At 52.2% G+C, this 15,219-nt stretch carries 14 protein-coding genes; 8 read left to right on the top strand and 6 right to left on the bottom strand.

What is annotated here, in order from left to right:
- Positions 1–43 precede the first annotated feature (43 nt).
- The 4 genes from AArcSt2_RS05660 to AArcSt2_RS05645 are packed head-to-tail and all read right to left on the bottom strand — an operon-like array spanning position 44 to position 3,482.
- On the bottom strand, positions 44–562 hold the full coding sequence (locus AArcSt2_RS05660; RefSeq protein WP_174654445.1) for a DUF8135 domain-containing protein: 519 nt from the start codon (positions 560–562) through the stop codon (positions 44–46).
- Complete coding sequence (locus AArcSt2_RS05655; protein ID WP_250583383.1) at positions 562–1,578, bottom strand: hypothetical protein; 1,017 nt, start codon at positions 1,576–1,578, stop codon at positions 562–564. Before AArcSt2_RS05655 ends, AArcSt2_RS05660 begins: the two co-directional genes overlap by 1 nt.
- Before the next feature lie 50 nt (positions 1,579–1,628).
- Complete coding sequence (locus AArcSt2_RS05650; RefSeq protein ID WP_250583382.1) at positions 1,629–2,465, bottom strand: RAD55 family ATPase; 837 nt, start codon at positions 2,463–2,465, stop codon at positions 1,629–1,631.
- 48 nt (positions 2,466–2,513) lie between these two features.
- Positions 2,514–3,482, bottom strand: a complete 969-nt coding sequence (locus AArcSt2_RS05645; RefSeq protein ID WP_250583381.1) for a beta-ribofuranosylaminobenzene 5'-phosphate synthase family protein — start codon at positions 3,480–3,482, stop codon at positions 2,514–2,516.
- Positions 3,483–3,600: 118 nt separating this feature from the next.
- On the opposite strand from AArcSt2_RS05645, the gene AArcSt2_RS05640 reads away from it, so the two are divergent.
- Positions 3,601–5,190 carry a globin-coupled sensor protein gene (locus tag AArcSt2_RS05640; RefSeq protein ID WP_250583380.1) on the top strand — a complete coding sequence of 530 codons (1,590 nt, stop codon included), beginning with the start codon at positions 3,601–3,603 and terminating at the stop codon, positions 5,188–5,190.
- A 3-nt stretch (positions 5,191–5,193) separates the two neighbouring features.
- On the opposite strand, the gene AArcSt2_RS05635 is transcribed toward AArcSt2_RS05640, so the two are convergent.
- A complete protein-coding gene (locus AArcSt2_RS05635) occupies positions 5,194–5,994 on the bottom strand; it encodes an aldo/keto reductase (RefSeq protein ID WP_250583379.1) in 801 nt (266 codons plus the stop codon).
- Between the two features lie 115 nt (positions 5,995–6,109).
- Here AArcSt2_RS05635 and AArcSt2_RS05630 point away from each other — a divergent pair, with 115 nt between their 5' ends.
- From AArcSt2_RS05630 to AArcSt2_RS05600, 7 genes are all read left to right on the top strand, one after another.
- The gene (locus tag AArcSt2_RS05630) at positions 6,110–7,162 is read left to right on the top strand and encodes a saccharopine dehydrogenase family protein (protein WP_250583378.1); all 1,053 of its coding nucleotides are present in this window, start codon (positions 6,110–6,112) and stop codon (positions 7,160–7,162) included.
- 92 nt (positions 7,163–7,254) lie between these two features.
- Positions 7,255–8,934, top strand: coding sequence for a CTP synthase (pyrG, locus tag AArcSt2_RS05625; protein ID WP_250583377.1), 1,680 nt, complete (start codon positions 7,255–7,257; stop codon positions 8,932–8,934).
- A 2-nt stretch (positions 8,935–8,936) separates the two neighbouring features.
- Positions 8,937–9,854: a glutamine-hydrolyzing GMP synthase gene (gene guaA / locus AArcSt2_RS05620; protein ID WP_250583376.1), complete on the top strand. Its 918-nt coding sequence runs from the start codon at positions 8,937–8,939 to the stop codon at positions 9,852–9,854.
- Complete coding sequence (locus AArcSt2_RS05615) at positions 9,854–10,192, top strand: DUF7126 family protein (protein WP_174654427.1); 339 nt, start codon at positions 9,854–9,856, stop codon at positions 10,190–10,192. Before guaA ends, AArcSt2_RS05615 begins: the two co-directional genes overlap by 1 nt.
- A gap of 62 nt (positions 10,193–10,254) precedes the next feature.
- Complete coding sequence (locus tag AArcSt2_RS05610; RefSeq protein ID WP_250583375.1) at positions 10,255–10,908, top strand: cupin domain-containing protein; 654 nt, start codon at positions 10,255–10,257, stop codon at positions 10,906–10,908.
- Positions 10,909–11,070: 162 nt separating this feature from the next.
- On the top strand, positions 11,071–11,910 hold the full coding sequence (locus AArcSt2_RS05605; RefSeq protein WP_250583374.1) for a cadherin-like beta sandwich domain-containing protein: 840 nt from the start codon (positions 11,071–11,073) through the stop codon (positions 11,908–11,910).
- 164 nt (positions 11,911–12,074) lie between these two features.
- Positions 12,075–12,413 (top strand): cupin domain-containing protein, encoded by a 339-nt coding sequence (locus tag AArcSt2_RS05600; protein WP_174654423.1) that lies wholly within the window; start codon positions 12,075–12,077, stop codon positions 12,411–12,413.
- A gap of 50 nt (positions 12,414–12,463) precedes the next feature.
- Here AArcSt2_RS05600 and ppc read toward each other — a convergent pair whose 3' ends face one another.
- Positions 12,464–15,157 carry a phosphoenolpyruvate carboxylase gene (gene ppc, locus AArcSt2_RS05595; RefSeq protein ID WP_250583373.1) on the bottom strand — a complete coding sequence of 898 codons (2,694 nt, stop codon included), beginning with the start codon at positions 15,155–15,157 and terminating at the stop codon, positions 12,464–12,466.
- Positions 15,158–15,219: the final 62 nt, after the last annotated feature.

The raw sequence follows: 15,219 nt of genomic DNA, 5'->3' as shown, positions 1-15,219 counted from the left end.
TGTCCTATTTGTTAGATTCGTTGCTCTGTGAGTCGATTTTGGCTTACTTATCTTTGCGTGTGGCCACGATCGGACAGTTTAGGACTCGAAACTCCGTTTGTCCAATGACTTCGATGATCTCTGATCCGTCGTATTCACAGACCGCCTCTGGTGGCGCTGAGAAATGTTCGCATTGTTGACAATATCTGGTCTTTGTGACGATGACGGAGTCATCAACAGGTGCAGTTTCATCGGTTATGGATGCTACGTCCTTAGCTGTCTGGACCGGTGTTGTTCCTGTTTGCAAATCATCGAACGGGTCTACACTTTGTTCGCCACTATCGGCGTCTGTGTCCGAAAAAATCTCCTCCCATAGGGCCGCTTCATCAACGCTTGTAACGTCCACCGTGTCAAATAACTCATCGCTACCTTGGTCACGTCCTTTTTGTCGCGAATCGATCCGAGATGCTAGCTCACCGAGTGGGCCCTCCCGATCGTTGTTATTCGACACTGCTTCGCCTGGTTTTGGGTCTCCCTCTTTATTTTGCGACCGGTCCCGATCGGACGGTGTGTTGTCAGTCATTAGTTGCCTCCGTGTTTCGTCGCTGGCTCACTCACTGTCTTTTCGTCTCCATGTGCAGACTCTTGTATTGGCTCGTTCTCAGTAGACGGCTCGTCCTCTAGCACCGATGTTGGCGTGTCATCTCTTGCTAAACGATCAATTTCGCCGGTTGCTGCACTGCGGTCATCAACTATTGCAGCAATTTCGCCTTCCAGCGCTGGCTGTGTTTCCGTTTGTAATGTTGCACGCCCGACGAACCGCCAGCCAGGCTCGATCCCACTGAACCGAGATTCGCAGTGCGGGCACCTTGGAAGCGATAACAGTGCAATAACTACCGGCTCACCACACTCCTGGCAATTTCCTGTTTCAATACGTTTTTGATTTGCTTCTTGTTTGAAATCGTCTGTGAGCTGTTTGATTGCATACTGTCGCTCGATCATCTCAGTCCGACTCCGAAGTGAAATCACTGCCCGTGCAAGAATGCTCGTTTTGTCCGCGAGGTCAACTGTTGTTTGATCAAGCGCTTCCAAAACCGTCCGATAGTTCGCAAATCCGCTTGTCACGGTTTCGTCGAGACTCTGCATCTCTTGTTCAAGCGTCTCTTGTTCTATTCCAAGCGTTGAGACTGTCTCTTCGACTGCATCAACCGCTTCGCTGAGTTCCTGTATCTCCGTTTTGAGTTCAGGATGCTCATGCGATTTTTTTGCCTTCGCTTTTGCCTCTTTGAGGACGTCAACGATGCGTCTTTGCAGGTCTTCAATATCTGAGCTGAGCTGCGTCTCCAGTGACTCAATCTCTGATCGGAGCTCATCGGAGGGTGCAGTGGACGCAGTTTCAATTGAGTCAACCCGGTCCGAAAGTGCCGAAACTTCAGCAGCCAGCGACTCCGTCGGATCTCCTTCTTCAAGGAGCCGATACGCCATCACTGCCCGCGAAAGTATCTCTGTTGGTGACCGCTCACTGTCAGCGGCTCGTTGCTCGATCCACTGATGAAGCTCCCCCGGAAGCGCGCCCGTTCGCTCCTTTTCACCTGCCATCTACTGATAGATAAAGGAGGCGACACTTAAGCTTTGACCGCTTTTTAGTATCACCGAATCTTTCGGATGTCGCTGATGTCGAACCCGCCGTCGTGAACTTCTGTCTCAAACTGCACGATATCTTCTGATTCAAGACGCGATAATACCCCTCGAAACTCTCGAACCACCATTACACGAGCTCGCTTTGATCCACCACTTTCCCACGAAAATACAAATGTTCCACCAGCAGCATCCATCAGCTGTCCAAGCTGTGTCTCTGTCAGCGTATCCGTATTTACAAGGACGAGAATCAGCCCGCCCCAACTGTATGCAGCCCGTTTAAGCCCTCGCATGAGCATTGCGATGTCGCTCCACTCGATATCGTCATTGATGGCACCAATCAGGTCTGTCACCGAATCAAGCAGCATTAGGTTTCCACTGGCGTGTTCAGAGAGGTAATCTCCAAGCGAACCAAAGACGGAGTCCCGACGTTCGTCTTTACCAAGATCGGTAATTGATGTTGCTTGGCCGACATACCACTCACGCGGGATCGCACTCGCTTGGAAATATTCTGCGGAAAAGTCTCGATACACAATATTCTGCCCGACTGCATCAATAATCTCTTCAGCTAGTGTATATTCTAACTCACGCTCGATCGCATCTCGATGTGACGTGATTGAGAGATAGTGAATTTCTTCTGGGAAGACTGTATTCTCTCCCACCTCATCATAATACAATTTAAAAAGCTCCTCATCTGCCTGGGCTAATGCGTTCATTACGGCGCTTGTGTGAAGAAATTCGCGTGCACCAGCACCGGACTCCCCGGCGAGGAGAACAACATTCCCAACTGGTGCTCCTCCACCAAGCGTCGAATCCAGCCGCGAAATGCCGAACGGCATATACTGCATAGTGTATCAATTTAGATGCGTTTGCTTAGCCGTTGCCCTCCTACAGAGTCACAACGTCTCGATCGTTGCACCGCTATTCCGTCCGGAGACAACTAGCACATCACCAGCAACGCCAGCGTCCGCGAGCGCACGTTGACCTGCTTTTTTTGCCGCAGCTACCTGTCCCTGATCGGTCACACCGTACACCGCAGGGCCCCACGACGATTGGCCCGCTCCGTAAATCGATGGCTTGCTGCTGAGAGACTCAACGATCGATCCAACCGGTGGCCGATAGACACCGCCCTGTTCATCTGCATACCATGCACCGTTGAGCCGGCCAAGCTCTGCGATCGCATTGCCAAACTCTTCAACCCGTCCACCGGCAACTGCCGGCAGTATCTGACGCACGATAAGACCGGAAATTCGGTCTGCAAGCTGTGGATCTGCACGCTCTATCACCGCTCGCATACTTTCATCCTCTTCGCCTCCATTTCGACCGCCCGGTACATCGGGAAATACAAGTACAAATCGCCAAGAGTCTGGTATCTGATGCTGAGCAATTACTGGCGGAACTGTCCACTCTCCGTCTGCTGGCCGATCGGTTGTAAACCGGGTTGTCGGATGTCCACCATCAAGAACGAATCCTCCATTTTCAAACGCTGCAACACCAACACCCGATCGACCACCGCGACCAAGTGTAGGTGCATACGATCGCACATCGACTGTCTGCTCGTATGTCTGTAGTGTTGCAACAAGCACTGTGAGTGCAAGCTGTGTACCGCTTCCTAGACCGGTGTGTCGTGGGAGTTGTGCATCAAGTGTTAGTTCCACACCCGGAAGCGAGAAGTCCTCACAGACCTGCGTCGCGTACTGGTGGATGATCTCATTATCACACCGAACCATCTCTGCTTGCGAGGCGGTGACTATTGTTTTTGGCCCATCAATTGCGATTCCAATTGCGCCGTAGAGACGCGAGTGCGAGAGGCTCAAATTTCCGAATCCAAAATGGAGCCGACCGGGCGCGGAGACGCGAATCATGGGTACTATTTTGTTACTGACTGTATGCTATTTTCGACGGCGGCAACCAGCCAGGATGTGCTATCACTTCCGATAACTGGGATCGAACAATTATATGTTCTGGATGGTAGTTCCCCGTATGTCAGAGGCACCAGACGTTGCGATCGATGCAGCTATTCGACAGTCGGTTAACGGAGATTCGTTGTTGGACTCTCTTGGTGTAGATGAAGGGATTATTGCGGATCGGAAGGCGTACACGGAGTTTACAAGTGCGGATGCCGAGCGTCTCGCTGCATTGGAACCGACATTTGACCGTGTTGCTGATGATCTTGTTGACGAATTTTACGATCGGATTACAGAAACAGCCGCCGCAAACCGGATTCTTGACCGGTCAACACAATCAATTGACGCACTCAAATCAGGTCAAAAACGATATCTTCGGGAACTAGCTGTGGGTGAGTATGAAAAGCCATATTTTGCAAAGCGGGCACGCGTTGGAAAGCTTCATGACCTACTCGGTGTTGGCCCTGATCTATATTTAGGCCAATACTCAGTCTACTACGAGGGGTTGCTCACTGCAATCGGTGAGGATGCAATCGAAACACACAGTAGTAGCGACGATACCGACAGCGATGCGGTCTCGGCTGCAGTTGAAGAGGTTGTTGAGCACACGTGCTCACTTCTCAAACTTCTTTCACTGGATCAGGGAATTGCGATGGATACATACATCAACTCGTATGCAGAGCAGATCGAGGCTGAGACTGAGGCTCAAAAAGCGCTTGCCAAAGAGGTTGCGGAGACAATCCAACAACCAGTCCGTGAACTGTCAGACTCCACAGAGACGCTTGCCTCACAGTCAACATCGCTAAGTGAACAAGCGAGTGAGCAAGCAGCCGATATGAACACGGTTTCGAGCGAAATAGCAAACCTCTCTGCAACTGTCGAAGAGATCGCTGCAACAACAAACGAGGTTGCCGAAACAAGTACAAAAGCTGCAACGCTTGCAGATGATGGACAGACTGCGGCCTCTGACGCAGTCACAGTTATGAACCAAATTGGGAAGACAACTGGCTCGGTTGCAGATGAGGTTGTGCAACTGCAGCAGCGAATTTCAGAGATCGATGAGGTCGTTGAAATAATCAACGACATTGCCGAGCAGACAAACCTGCTCGCGCTTAATGCGTCGATTGAGGCCGCGCGGGCAGGCGAGGCGGGCGCTGGATTTGCAGTGGTTGCTGATGAAGTCAAATCGCTTGCTGGGGAATCAAAAGAACAAGCCGCACAGATTGAAACAATGGTCGATGATATCCGGGAAGATAGCGTCGAGACTGTCGAAAGCTTGGATGAGACGACGGAACAGGTTGCAAACGGAGTTGAACAAGTCGAACAGGCACTCGATCGGCTGGATGAGATAACCGCTGCAGTGAGCGATGCGTCTCAAGGGGTTCAAGAAGTCGCTAATGCAACTGATGATCAGGCTGCAACCACCGAGTCTGTCGCAAGCGTGGTTGAAGAGAGTGCAGACACGGCCACCGAAATTGCGGCTGATGCAGCGGACTTAGCGGGCGCCAACCGTGCTCAGGCAGCCCAGGTCGAGGAGATCGAACGAGCTAGCACACAGCTCATTGCAGAGCAACAGAACGAAGAAACAGTCGTCAATAGCGTTATTTCACTCGGTGCTACCCCATCGGAGTCACTGAAAAACGAAATGTCGAACGGGACACAGTAGTAATTAGTTCTGATTCCACGGCGCATCGTCGAAATCAACGATTCGGCGCTCTTCAGCTAGCTCACTAATTGTTTCACGATCATCGGTATCCAATTCGATCGATTGCGCCTCGAAGTTTTCCCGGATATGTTCCTCGCCAGTTGCTTTTGGAATCGGTGCGACCTGTTCTTGAGCCAACAACCATGCAAGCGATACCTGTGCTGGGGTGGCGTTATGTTTGGTTGCAATCTCACCGAGTGCTGGTATCTCTGTAACTTGGTTGCGGGCGATCGGACAGTACGCAACCAGCCAGTGATCATCTTCGCGAGCGTATTCGCACAGCGCTTCTTGTTGGAGTAACGGATGCATTTCGACCTGATGCGCAAATAGGGGATATTCGAGTCGATCAATCGCTGCATCCAACTGATCCGGACGGAAGTTAGAGAGGCCAACGTGCTCAACAAGTCCACGATCGACGAGTTCGTTCAGCGCAGGTATTGTCTCATCCGGCTCATACGTGTTGATCGGCCAGTGGACATACATGAGATCGATCGTCTCGAGGCCGAGCTTTTCGGCACTCTCTTCCGTTGTCTCAATTACATCGTCATAGCCGAGGTTTTCCGTCGCGAGTTTGCTCGCAACAAACAGGTCGTCTCGATCGACATTGGACGCCGCAATACCCTCACCAACCGCACGCTCGTTGTTGTACCCTTGCGCAGAGTCGATGTGACGGTATCCAACGTCGATCGCTGTTGTGACGCTTTCAACACATTGGTCGTGGTCGTCGTTCAGATAGGTTCCGAGTCCGAATCGGTGAAATGTCATAGCGAATACTTTTGCCTCCGGACTGGTTAACTCTGTGATTGCAGCGACTGCAGCCGGCTGTTGTATCAGATGTCGACCATTACCGTTTATTTGTCGTCCGATCGAACAAATTGGTATGGACTCCCTCCTTATTTATGGTGCGTATGGCTACACTGGCGAACTCATTGCTCGCGAAGCGGTCGATCGCGGCCATGAGCCGATCCTTGCAGGCCGTGATGCAACCAGTGTTCACCAGCTCGGTGCTGAACTTGATCTCCGTAGTCGATCGTTCGATCTCTCCGACCAAGACACAATCAGAGAGTATCTGGATGGTGTTGACACTATTCTCAACTGTGCAGGGCCGTTCGAAGAAACGGCAGACCCACTGATTGAGGCGGCGATCGAAACACAAACACACTATCTCGATATTACGGGTGAGATTCCGGTATTCGAGCGTGCGGCCAGACAGCATGAAGCCGCAGAAACAGCGGGCGTAACGATCATGCCAGGTGTTGGCTTTGATGTGGTCCCAACGGACTGTCTCTCGGCGCATCTTCACGACCGGCTTCCATCTGCGACACATCTCTCACTTGCCATCTCTGCAACTGGTGGCATCTCACCAGGAACGACAAAAACCGCACTTCGTGGCTTAGGTGACGGAGGGGCGATTAGAGAGGACGGACAGCTTCGGGCCGTTCCTGGTGGCGATCGGACACGGACAGTCGATTTTGGCTGGGGATCACAGACCGTTACTGCGTTCCCGTGGGGTGACATCTCAACCGCATATCACACTACAAAAATCCCCAATATCCACGTCTATATGGCGCTTCCAAAGCCAGCACGGCTCGCGATGCGTGCCGGAAATACGCTTGGACCACTGCTTTCGGCTGGCCCCGTACAATCACTGCTTGAAGCAGTTGTTGATCGGACTGTCTCTGGGCCAACTGCCGAAGAACGTGCTGCGGCAGCTGTTACTATTTGGGGTGAAGCGTGGAGCGAAGAGACGAACGAAACGGCTCATTCGCTGCTTTCGACACCGGACCCATATGATGTGACGGTTGCTGCGGCACTTGCGATCGCAGCGCGCACAGTTGCTGGAGAAGCCCCAACAGGCTATCAAACACCGGCAGGGGCGTTTGGTGCTGACTTTGTGCTGGAAATTGATGGCGTCTCACGGCGCGACCTCTGAGCAGCCGAATATGTTACTCAACTGACTGCGGAACTTACACATACAACAGACGGCTTCGAAACCGTTTTGACGAATCCTTGCGCACACTCAGTATGCCGACGGAACCCAATACGGGATACGACCCATCACTAGGTCGGAAATTCGTTTTTGTAACAGGAGGTGTCATGTCCGGGTTAGGCAAGGGTATTACCGCCGCCAGCACTGGCCGACTTCTTGCAAACGCGGGATTCGACGTAACCGCGGTCAAGGTTGATCCGTATCTCAACGTTGACGCTGGAACAATGAACCCATACGAACACGGAGAGGTGTATGTCCTGAAAGATGGTGGCGAAGTCGATCTTGACCTTGGAAACTACGAGCGCTTCCTTGGCATTGATATGACGTCTGATCACAACGTCACAACCGGAAAAACGTACCAGAGCGTGATTGAAGCAGAGCGCGCTGGTGATTATCTCGGGAAGACGGTACAGATTATCCCACACGTCACAGACGATATCAAACGCCGTATTCGTGAAGCTGCGGAGGGCACTGACGTTTGTATCGTTGAGATCGGTGGTACGGTCGGCGACATTGAGTCGATGCCGTTCCTCGAAGCACTACGACAGTTCGCAAGCGAAGAGGAGCCAGAGGACATTCTATTTACTCACGTCACATTGGTTCCGTACTCGAAAAACGGCGAACAAAAAACGAAGCCAACCCAACACTCGGTCAAAGAGCTTCGATCGATCGGTCTGCAACCGGATATCCTTGTTGGCCGATCGGAAGACAAACTCGATCCGGAGACAAAGACCAAAATTGCACGTTTCTGTGATGTGCCGACGAATGCAGTCTTCTCAAATCCGGATGTTCCCGACATCTACCATGTCCCGTTGATGGTCGAAGAAGAAGGGTTGGATGAGTACGTGATGGAGCGGTTAGGAATTGTGGATGAGGCACTCCCGAAGGGTGATCGGTCACAGCGCTGGCGCGAGCTTGTCACCCGCGATCGACACGGGTCGGTTGATATTGCACTTGTTGGAAAGTATGCCCTTGAAGATGCGTACATGTCGATCCATGAAGCGCTCAAACATGCAGGCATTGAGCGTGAAGTCGATGTGAACGTCTTGTGGGTTGACTCCGATGAGATGCGAGATCAGCATACCGAACGGCTCCAAGAAGCAGACGGTATTGTTGTTCCTGGCGGATTTGGTTCACGAGGTACAGAAGGAAAAATTGAGGCGATCAAATATGCCCGAAAGAACGACATTCCGTTCCTCGGTCTCTGCCTTGGGTTCCAGATGGCAGTTATCGAACACGCACGGAATGTCCTCGGATGGGATGATGCACACTCCGCAGAGCTTGAGCCGGAAACGCCGTATCCTGTTATTGATCTCCTTCCGGAGCAGCACGAACTTGACGATATGGGAGGGACAATGCGGCTTGGTGCTCATAAAACAGATATCAAACCGGAGACGCTCGCAGCGTCAGTCTATGAGAGTAACTCCTGTATCGAGCGACACCGCCATCGATACGAGGTAAATCCGGAATATATCGAGCAACTGCAGGCAGATGGCCTTACATTCTCCGGTACTGCTGGCCGTCGAATGGAGATTCTCGAACGCGAGAACCATCCGTTCTTCTTCGGCACACAGTTCCATCCGGAGTTCCGATCGCGTCCAGATCGGGCCAGCCCACCGTTTGTCGGGCTTATTGATGCAGTGCTTGCACAACCTGGCGTAGAAGCCGGCAGCGATGCCGAACCAGCAGACGACTCCGAACCAGTTCAGATCTAACTATGGTAAACGTAGACGAATTCATTGACGAAGCGACCGCAGAGATCAAAAATCAGATTGGTGACAATGAGGCAATCATCGCACTCTCCGGCGGTGTTGATTCATCCGTTGCTGCAACACTTGCATACGAAGCAGTCGGTGAACAGCTCACACCAGTGTATGTCGACACCGGATTGATGCGAAAAGGCGAGACAGAACAAATCAAAGAAACATTTGCTTTCATGGAAAGCCTCCGCGTGGTTGACGCAAGCGATCGGTTCTTTGATGCGCTCTCCGGTGTCATCGACCCTGAAGAGAAGCGTGCCGTCATCGGTGAAGGGTTTATTCGCGAATTTGAGCGTGAGGCAAAAGAGACCGGTGCAAACTACCTCGTTCAGGGAACGATCTATCCTGACCGAATCGAGAGCGAAGGCGGAATCAAATCCCACCACAATGTTGGTGGACTCCCGGATATTGTTGATTTTGATGGCATTGTTGAGCCAGTTCGCGATCTATACAAAGATGAAGTCCGAGAGGTTGCTCGCGCGCTTGGTCTCGAAGAGATCATCTCCGAGCGCATGCCATTCCCAGGGCCAGGCCTTGCAGTTCGTGTGCTTGGCGAAGTCACACCTGAGAAGGTTGAGGTGGCACGGGAGGCATGTCACGTTGTTGAGGACGAACTCGAAGAACACGACCCATGGCAGGCATTTGCTGCGGTGATTGGGAAAGGAACCGGTGTCAAAGGTGACAACCGAGTTCACGGCTGGATTGTCTCGGTTCGATCGGTTGAGTCACGAGATGGGATGACTGCACGGGCACAGGAGTTACCGTGGGATGTGCTCCAGCGCATTCAGAGCCGAATTACCGGAACCAATCAGAACGTTGCCCGAGTCGTGTATGACGTGACACATAAACCGCCGGCAACCATTGAGTACGAATAATGTCAGATACTCCAACCGCGATCGTTGCTGGACCGGATCTATACGATCTCGGTGATGCCCTCAAGGCCGAAGGTGTGGCCGTCTCTCGTATCACAGATATCGTCTCGACGGAGACGCTTGAAAACGCAGGTATTGCAGAGGCCGCACTCTTGGTGTTTACCGACACTGCGGAAGCAACCGGTATTCCGGTTGCAAAAGAGAACTACCCAGACGTTCGAGTTGTCGTCTATGCGGATGAGTCGCTTCCGGAATTCGTAAAAGGACAAGCCGATCTTGCGGTAGATCCCGCACTCCTTGATGCGTCAATTGTTGCTGAAGAGCTTGTTGGCTCACTCTAGCGCGTCGCACGCCGTTGTTCAGTAACAGGAACAATTATCTACTCTTGTGGCGGTGTGTTGTCATGGATTCTACAGCATGGAGTGTTCCGCGAGGCAACAAACAACAGTGGATCGAAACCCGTGGTGGTCGATCGGTTACAGTCACAGAACACCCCGTCCGTGGGGAGACGGTTGAATTTCTCAATGAACCGGACGACCCCGAAACTGGAACCTTGACACTCAAGTTCCATCTTGAACCGGGGCACACGGTTGCGGAACACTGCCATCCTGAACAGGTAGAGACATTCACGATCAACACCGGTGAACTTCGAGTGACGATCGACGGCAAAGAGCATACTGCTGGCGCAGGCGATCACGAGAAGATTCCAAAAGGCGTTCCACACAAATATACCGTAATTAGTGATGAACCAGTCACCCTCTCGGTGACGATGACGCCGGCACTCAAATTTAAGGACTTTGTCGTGGCTGAACATGCACTGGCGCGTGAATCATATCCAAAAGACGGGCTTAATATTCCATACTTTTCAGTTGTCACCGATGCATACGGCCCTGCAATTGCCGCACCGAAAGAGAACGCAGTGACTCGTGTGATGGGTGCGATATTGCCGACGATCGCACGAATCAAAGGGCTCAAGATTCCAGATGAGCCGCTCCCTGTACGAGGGGATGACTCACAGGAGCAGACCGCAGACGCAGCGACGGGTGACGCGCGATAGCGATCGGGCGACGCTCGTGCTATTTTATTCCACGTAGTGCCCGTCAGTGCGGTAGCCACCATTTAATCCGGGTTAATTATCGTTAAAACGTGGTTTAGAGGAGTGAATTCGGGTGTAGCATCTTGCCGATTAATAGGGGGTGCTCGCATTGGCTGAGCCACGATGAAACTGAATCGACAATCACTGATTGCTGTTGGGTTGGCAGTTGTGCTTCTTCTGGCTGCCCCTGCACTTGCAGGAACGGCACTTGCAGAGACAGAGACAGAAGCGGACACTGACACTGACATTGGGAACGAATCGACCACTGGTGGGTTGTCGATCGACGCAGCCTACGATAATGGAACAGTGACGCTCACCGTGAGCGAGAACGAGAGCGTTGTCTCCGGCGCAAACGTGAGTGTGAACAACGCTTCAGTCGGTGAGACAGACGAGGATGGTATGATTGAGTTTGCTGTTGCTGCGGATGAGTCCTTCAATGTAACAGTGACGACAGACGACCAAACTGCATCGACAACATACACCATCAACGGTGAGGAAGTTGTTGACGATACAGACGCTGATTCCGATGCTGGAAACGTAAACGAATCTGATGCAGATGCAGGGAATGAAACAGACACTCCAAATCAATCAGAGCGGGCAGGGCCACCATCAGAGATGCCATCACAGGTCCCAGATCATGTGAGCGAAATCCACTCGCTAATTAATCAGTTCCTTGGTGGATCGATCGACCAGCTTGGGCCGGCAGTCAGTGATGCAGCTGGAAATAACGGCAACGGACCCGCTGAAAATGCGTCCGCGAACGGCCAGTCTCACGCAGATGAGTCAGACGAGAACGCAACCAACGAGTCTACAACAAATAACAGTTCAGATACAACAGATACCGACACAGATCGTGATGACAATGAAGAGCGCAACACTGACACCGATCGAACCGAACGAAACGGCAATACAAGCGATCGGCCAGGGAATGCCCCAGCACACTCGAACGCTGGCGGCCGGTAACCACGTGTATATGACGCGATAACAGTATCTGAAATCGATCGACAATACCACCACTGGTCTGGGTGAAGGTATCCAAGGTGCTGTGACAGATTGTATGCACAGCAGGGGTGCGGTACCGATCGGGCAGAGCGGGTATTATAATCGATCAGTCGCATATGTTGAGTATGGTACTCGATCGATTCGACGATACTGTATCCGAACTTAACCCCGCTGACGGGGAGATTCAAACGGGAGAAGTCGTTGTGCGAGACGATGTGCTTGTCAAGTTGTTTGCGCTTGGACCGGGTGCGGAACTCGATCCACACGAACACGGAGACAGCACAAACGTCTTTCATATTCTCTCTGGAACCGTGACGGTTCTCCAAGGAAAGGGGGATGACGCAGTTTCAGAGATGGTCGATGCACCTGGTATTGTACTCCACGATCGGGGTGTAATCCACGGTGCACGAAACGATTCAGACGACGTTGTCTATTTCACAGCAAGTCTGTGTCCACTCCCGTAAACGTGAATTCAACCGGGTGAGAGGCACCCACATTCGCGTTTGCTGTTCCGTTATCCGGTATTTTTCATTCCTGCTGCGATTCCGTTCACTGTGAGTCGGAGCGTTCGTTCTTCGGCTTCTGTTCTGTGTGTCTGATCGAGCAGGTGTGTCTGTAAGATATTGAGCGGATCAACGTACGGATTTCGACGATCGAGGCTCTCTTGGAGCCACTGTCGCTTCAATAGCTCATCTCTGCCGGTGATCGTCTGCAGGTGTTCGACGGTTCGCTCATACTCGTCGGTGAGTTCTGGGAAGAACTTCTCTCGGAGCTCCTCATCTGCGAGATTTGCATACTCTTGTGCGATTTCCAACTCAGTTCGGGCAACCGCTTGCGTTGCGTTATCGAGTGTTGTCCGGAAGAAGTCCCAGCTGCCATACATTTCTTGCAGCGTCTCGATGTCACCACCGTCTGTGATATATGCGTCAATTCCAGCGGCGATCGAGTACCATCCCGGAATGATACAGCGAGATTGTGTCCATGAGAACACCCATGGAATCGCACGGAGGTCCTCAACCGTTCGTTCACCTGACCGGGATGCTGGTCGGGAGCCAAGATTGAGATCCTCGATGACTGTAATTGGAGTCGCCTGTTCGAAGTAGCGGACGAACCCTTTGCTATTCAGTAGGTCTCGGTATGCTTGTCTGGCTGCAGTCGCCATTGTATTCATTGCATCGGACCATTCCGTTGGCACCTCTTCGATCGGTTCTTCGAGTGCCTGCTGGCGGGCCCGAACCTGTGCATCAAGCATCTGTTCGAGATTCCGTTCTGCAATCCGTGGGCTGCCATACTTTTCGGCGATCGACTCACCCTGTTCGGTGAATTTGATCTGCCCGGTTACAGTCTCGTTTGGGAGGGCGATCATCGCTTCATTCATTGGGCCACCACCACGGGAGATCGAGCCACCACGGCCGTGGAACAGCCGCATTGTCACATCGTGCTCGTCCGTAATCGATGCGAGCCGTTTTTGATTTTTATAGAGGTCCCAGTTCGCCGCAAGGAAGCCATTCTCCTTGTTTGAGTCTGAGTACCCCAACATGATCTCTTGGGTGTATCCACGGGCGTCGAGTGCCTTCGCGTACGCCTCATTTTCGAAGAGGGTCCCCATGATTCGCTCTGCTCCATTGAGTGCATACTCCGTCTCAAGCAGTGGGACAACGTCGAGGCCACAGTGATCAGGGAGCGAAACAACACCAACCTGATCAGCCAAGAATAGCACCTCAAGCACGTGGCTCGGCTCATCAGTCATTGAAATACAGTAGGTGTCAATCGCTTCGACACCATACTCTTTTTGCCACTCACCAAGCGCAACAAATCTGTTCAAGATCCGTTCGGCTGTGTCGCCAATGTCGCCTGGATCTTCAGGATCAATGAGCGGCTCATCCTGCAAAATCGCCTCTGTGAGCAACTCAGTTCGCTCTTTTTCATCCATCGCTTGGTAATCAATTCCTTCGGTTTCGAGCGCATCAGCGATCGCTTTTGTGTGGTTCTTTCGATGGTCTCGAAGGTCCAAGCTTGCGAGCGAGAACCCGAACGTGTTCACTTGGCGTCGGAGCGGCTCGACAAACGCTTCTGCCACATCTTCGCCACCGTACGTTTTGAGGCTCTCATTAATCACTGTCAGATCCTCGATTAGTCCCGAAACATCCTGATAGCCATTCGGTCGAACATCGCCAACTCGATCGAGACGTTCTCGCATCAGCCGAAGCTTCTGTCGGTATGGTTCATCCGGATATCGCTCCGTTGCCTCTTCGACAATCCGCGGGAAGTGTTCTTCATCTGCACGGAATGACGACTTGAATGCCTCTGTTGTTGGATAGCGATCGCCATCCTGACTCAAGACTGCTGATAGCCGCTTCAGCGTGTCACGGTAGCGGGTGATAACAATTTCACGTTGACGACTCAGTGTGTCGTCCGTAACATCAACGGTTACATATGGATTGCCATCACGGTCGGAACCGGCCCACGATCGAAATTCGAACAGTTTTGGAAGTTCGATGTCCTCGTACTCCGCCGAAACAGTTGATTCAAACTCGCTGTACACCTCCCCAACGACGTCAAACAATGTGTTCTCCAGATACCACTGCACATTTCGTGCCTCATCTTGCGGCTCCGGGGGCCGATTTCTAACCTGCCGTGTCCCCCACAGGCTGTTTACTTCTGCGTCGATCTGTTTCCAGACACGCTCTGCTTCTCGATCGGTGAGGTTGCGTTCATCAAGCGTTTCTAAGTGGCCTGCGATCGATCGGAGTTTTGCTTTGACGGTTGCACGTCGAGCTTCCGTTGGGTGCGCAGTGAATGTTGGCTCAATAAGAATATCATTAAGAATAGATTGAACCAGCTCGTCGTCAGCGCCAGCCTCAGAAAGCGTCTTTACTGTCTGATCAAGGCTGTCTGTGAGCGTTTGCTGCTGGGAGTCTTCCCGGACTGCTCGCACGCGCTCGCGCTCCTCTGCGAGATTGATGAGTTCAAAATAGGTCGCAAAGGCACGCGCGACAACGCTTTCTTCTTCGGGTGGCAGTCGCTCAAAGACCGAGTGAAGTCGTTTTCTGGAATCTGTTTCCCCGTTTCTGTAGGCGATCGATGCCTGTCGCAGCGTCTCTACCGTCTCAAACGAGTCAGATGAGGTCTGCTCGGACAGCACGTCTCCGACTAATGCACCAAGTTCACGAACGTCTTGGCGGACGCTTCGATTGTGGAGTGACATACTGTGTGATATGCTCACCCACTCCTAAAAGCACCCTACATGCTCCGGAAAATTGCCTCACA

The sequence above is a fragment of the Natronocalculus amylovorans genome, from assembly GCF_023638035.1.
Lineage (GTDB): Archaea > Halobacteriota > Halobacteria > Halobacteriales > Haloferacaceae > Natronocalculus > Natronocalculus amylovorans.
This window is presented reverse-complemented; position numbering and strand designations above follow the sequence as displayed.

Excerpts from the sequence above, each read along its gene's own strand:
- AArcSt2_RS05635 (WP_250583379.1), bottom strand. The coding sequence starts at position 5,994 with ATGACATTTCACCGATTCGGACTCGGAACCTATCTGAACGACGACCAC.
- AArcSt2_RS05600 (WP_174654423.1), top strand. The coding sequence starts at position 12,075 with ATGGTACTCGATCGATTCGACGATACTGTATCCGAACTTAACCCCGCT.
- AArcSt2_RS05630 (WP_250583378.1), top strand. The coding sequence starts at position 6,110 with ATGGACTCCCTCCTTATTTATGGTGCGTATGGCTACACTGGCGAACTC.
- AArcSt2_RS05650 (WP_250583382.1), bottom strand. The coding sequence starts at position 2,465 with ATGCAGTATATGCCGTTCGGCATTTCGCGGCTGGATTCGACGCTTGGT.
- ppc (WP_250583373.1), bottom strand. The coding sequence starts at position 15,157 with ATGTCACTCCACAATCGAAGCGTCCGCCAAGACGTTCGTGAACTTGGT.
- AArcSt2_RS05610 (WP_250583375.1), top strand. The coding sequence starts at position 10,255 with ATGGATTCTACAGCATGGAGTGTTCCGCGAGGCAACAAACAACAGTGG.
- AArcSt2_RS05660 (WP_174654445.1), bottom strand. The coding sequence starts at position 562 with ATGACTGACAACACACCGTCCGATCGGGACCGGTCGCAAAATAAAGAG.
- AArcSt2_RS05605 (WP_250583374.1), top strand. The coding sequence starts at position 11,071 with ATGAAACTGAATCGACAATCACTGATTGCTGTTGGGTTGGCAGTTGTG.
- AArcSt2_RS05645 (WP_250583381.1), bottom strand. The coding sequence starts at position 3,482 with ATGATTCGCGTCTCCGCGCCCGGTCGGCTCCATTTTGGATTCGGAAAT.
- AArcSt2_RS05640 (WP_250583380.1), top strand. The coding sequence starts at position 3,601 with ATGTCAGAGGCACCAGACGTTGCGATCGATGCAGCTATTCGACAGTCG.
- AArcSt2_RS05655 (WP_250583383.1), bottom strand. The coding sequence starts at position 1,578 with ATGGCAGGTGAAAAGGAGCGAACGGGCGCGCTTCCGGGGGAGCTTCAT.
- AArcSt2_RS05615 (WP_174654427.1), top strand. The coding sequence starts at position 9,854 with ATGTCAGATACTCCAACCGCGATCGTTGCTGGACCGGATCTATACGAT.
- guaA (WP_250583376.1), top strand. The coding sequence starts at position 8,937 with ATGGTAAACGTAGACGAATTCATTGACGAAGCGACCGCAGAGATCAAA.
- pyrG (WP_250583377.1), top strand. The coding sequence starts at position 7,255 with ATGCCGACGGAACCCAATACGGGATACGACCCATCACTAGGTCGGAAA.